The sequence below is a fragment of the Inquilinus sp. genome (genome assembly GCF_057815775.1).
Window position 1 is genome coordinate 1 of the sequence record NZ_JBYRFX010000249.1, and the last position, 2819, is coordinate 2819.

Consider the following 2819-nt stretch of genomic DNA (forward strand, 5'->3'; position numbering starts at 1 on the left):
CGCTGGGGGCCGTCTGCGAGATCATGGTCGACCGCCAAAAGATGGAGCACCTGCTCGACACCTATGTCGGGCGCGAGGCGGCGCGCCGGATCCTGGACGGCGAGATCGTCCGCGGCGGCGCCCAGTCGCTCGAGGCGGTGATCCTGTTCTGCGACATGCGCGGCTTCACCGCCCGGGCCGAGGCGACGCCGCGCGACACGCTGCTGCAGCTGATGAACGAGTACTTCACCATCATCGTCGGCGCGATCCAGACCGCGGGCGGCGAGGTGCTGAAGTTCATGGGCGACGGCATCCTGGCGATCTTCCGCATCGGCGATGGCGAGGAGACGGCCGAGGCCTGCGCCCGCGCCCTGATCAGCGCGCTGGACGCCTTCGCCGGCCTCGACGCCATGAATGTGCGGCGCCGGGCCGAGGGGCTGGACGAGATCCGCGCCGGCATCGCCCTGCATTTCGGCGAGGTCCTCTTCGGCAATATCGGCGCACCGGACCGGCTGGACTTCACCGTGGTCGGGCCGGAGGTGAATCGCGCGGCGCGGATCGAGCAGATGACCAAGCTGACCGGCCAGCGCATCCTGACCTCGGCCCGGTTCGCCGAGCTGTGCCCGGTGCGCCTGATCTCCGTCGGCACCCGCCGGCTGCGCGGCGTGGCCCAGCCGCAGGAGCTGTTCACCCCGGCCGGCGATCTGCGCGGCGAGAAGATCCCGGACGCGGCGTAAGGCTGGTCCGGGACCGTCGCCGGTTCTATCCTGGCGGAAAATGGGATTCGTCCGATGAACGCTGTCGCCCTGCCCGCCTCCGTCGAAGAGACGCTCGCCCTCCTGTCCCGCGGTGACTATGTCGCCGACCGGTCGCTGTCGACCGCCCTGTTCCTGGCGCTGCGCCTGAAACGGCCGCTGTTCCTGGAGGGCGAGGCCGGGGTCGGCAAGACCGAGATCGCCAAGGTGCTGGCGGCGACGCTGGGCCGGCGCCGGGTGCGGCTGCAATGCTATGAAGGCCTCGACATCTCCGCCGCGGTCTATGAGTGGAACTACCAGCGCCAGATGCTGGAGATCCGCCTGGCCGAGGCCGGCGGCGTGCAGGATCGCGACGCGCTGGCCCGCGACATCTTCGACGAGCGCTTCCTGATCCGCCGGCCGCTGCTGCAGGCGCTGGAGCCGGATATCACCGGCCCGGCGGTGCTGCTGATCGACGAGCTGGACCGCACCGACGAGCCGTTCGAGGCCTTCCTGCTGGAGGTGCTGTCCGACTTCCAGGTGACGATCCCCGAGCTGGGCACGATCAAGGCGGCCGAGCCGCCGATCGTCATCGTCACCTCGAACCGCACCCGCGAGATCCACGACGCGCTGAAGCGCCGCTGCTTCTACCACTGGGTCGACTATCCCGATGCCGAGCGCGAACGCGCCATCCTGCACACCAAGGCGCCGGGCACGCCGGCGGCGCTGAGCGCCCAGATCGTTGCCTTCGTGCAGAAGCTGCGCCGGATGGACCTGTTCAAGCATCCCGGCGTGGCCGAGACGCTGGACTGGGCCCAGGCCCTGACCGAGCTGGATGTGCTGGAGCTCGACCCCGACGTGGTGCGCGACACGCTCGGCACCATCCTGAAATACCAGGACGACATCGAGCGGATCCAGGGGGCCGAGGCGGCGCGGCTGTTGTCCGAGATGCGGGCGGAGATGAACGCCGCGGCCGCCGCCGCGGTGTCCATGCCGGTATGAGCGACGGCGATTTCGCCCCGATCCGGACGGACCGCCTGACCCTGCGGCGCTTCGCGGCGCGGGACGTGGCCGCGTTCCAGGCCTATCGCGACGACCCCGACGTGACGCGGTGGCAGAGCTGGACCGGCTGCAGCCTCGGCCAGGCCGAAGCCTTCGTCGCCGAGCAGGCGGTCGCGGCCTATGACGAGCGGGGTAGCTGGTTCCAGGTCGCCATCGCCGGCCGGGCGGATGACCGGCTGATCGGCGATATCGGCATCCATGTCCTGGCCGAGGATGCGCGGCTGGCCGAGATCGGCCTGTCCCTGGCCTCCACCGCCCAGGGGCGCGGCCTCGCCACCGAGGCGCTGGACGCGCTGATCCGGCACCTGTTCCGGGATCGCGGCAAGCATCGCCTCCACGCCTCGATCGACACGCGCAACCCGCGATCCTTCGGGCTGTTCGAACGGCTGGGCTTCCGGCGCGAGGCGCATTTCCGGCGGCACGCCTGGGTCAAGGGCGAGTGGTGCGACGAGTATGTCTACGCCCTGCTCGCGGAAGACTGGATGGGGCGCGATGCTGCCTGATCCGGCACCGGAGGGTCAGGGCCGCCTGGCCCTCAACGTCATGCAGTTCTGCCGGGCCTTGCGCGCCGCCGGCCTGCCGGTCGGGCCGGGCCGCACCCTGGCGGCGCTGGAGGCGCTGGAGACCATCGGCGTCGCCAGCCGCCAGGATGTCTACTGGGCGCTGCATGCCACCCTGGTGAACCGGCGCGACCAGCGCGACATCTTCGACCAGGCCTTCCATCTGTTCTGGCGCAATCCGGACATGCTGAAGCGGGCGATGACGCTGATGCTGCCGCAGATCCGCACCGGCAAGGAAGAGGAGCGCGCGGTCAACCGCCGGGTGGCGGAGGCCTTTGCCGACCGCAACCAGCCTGGCCGGGGCGAGGCGCCCGACGACGCCAAGGACCCGCCGGAGATCGAGATCGATGCCAGCCTGACCTTCTCGGAACGCGAGCGGCTGCAGCACAAGGATTTCGAGCAGATGAGCGCGGAAGAGCTGGCCCGGGCCCGCGCCGCCATCGCGCGCTTCCGCCTGCCGGTGCGCGACGTGCCGACCCGGCGC

General features: G+C 70.6%; 3 protein-coding genes and 1 pseudogene. All 4 read left to right on the plus strand.

Annotation, left to right across the window (positions count from 1 at the left end; translation table 11 throughout):
* A partial coding sequence (locus tag AC3XYG_RS08855) for an adenylate/guanylate cyclase domain-containing protein (RefSeq protein ID WP_489139453.1) occupies window positions 1–716 on the plus strand: 716 nt, incomplete at its 5' end.
* Between the two features lie 54 nt (window positions 717–770).
* Complete coding sequence (locus tag AC3XYG_RS08860; protein ID WP_489139454.1) at window positions 771–1715, plus strand: AAA family ATPase; 945 nt, start codon at window positions 771–773, stop codon at window positions 1713–1715.
* On the plus strand, window positions 1712–2278 hold the full coding sequence (locus tag AC3XYG_RS08865) for a GNAT family N-acetyltransferase (protein ID WP_489139455.1): 567 nt from the start codon (window positions 1712–1714) through the stop codon (window positions 2276–2278). Before AC3XYG_RS08860 ends, AC3XYG_RS08865 begins: the two co-directional genes overlap by 4 nt.
* Window positions 2268–2819: pseudogene (locus AC3XYG_RS08870) on the plus strand (VWA domain-containing protein); the annotation flags it as partial. The gene AC3XYG_RS08865 and the pseudogene AC3XYG_RS08870, both read left to right, overlap by 11 nt.

Bases quoted from the DNA above. Each gene is read 5' to 3' on its own strand.
- AC3XYG_RS08860 (WP_489139454.1), top strand. From the start codon at position 771: ATGAACGCTGTCGCCCTGCCCGCCTCCGTCGAAGAGACGCTCGCCCTC.
- AC3XYG_RS08865 (WP_489139455.1), top strand. From the start codon at position 1,712: ATGAGCGACGGCGATTTCGCCCCGATCCGGACGGACCGCCTGACCCTG.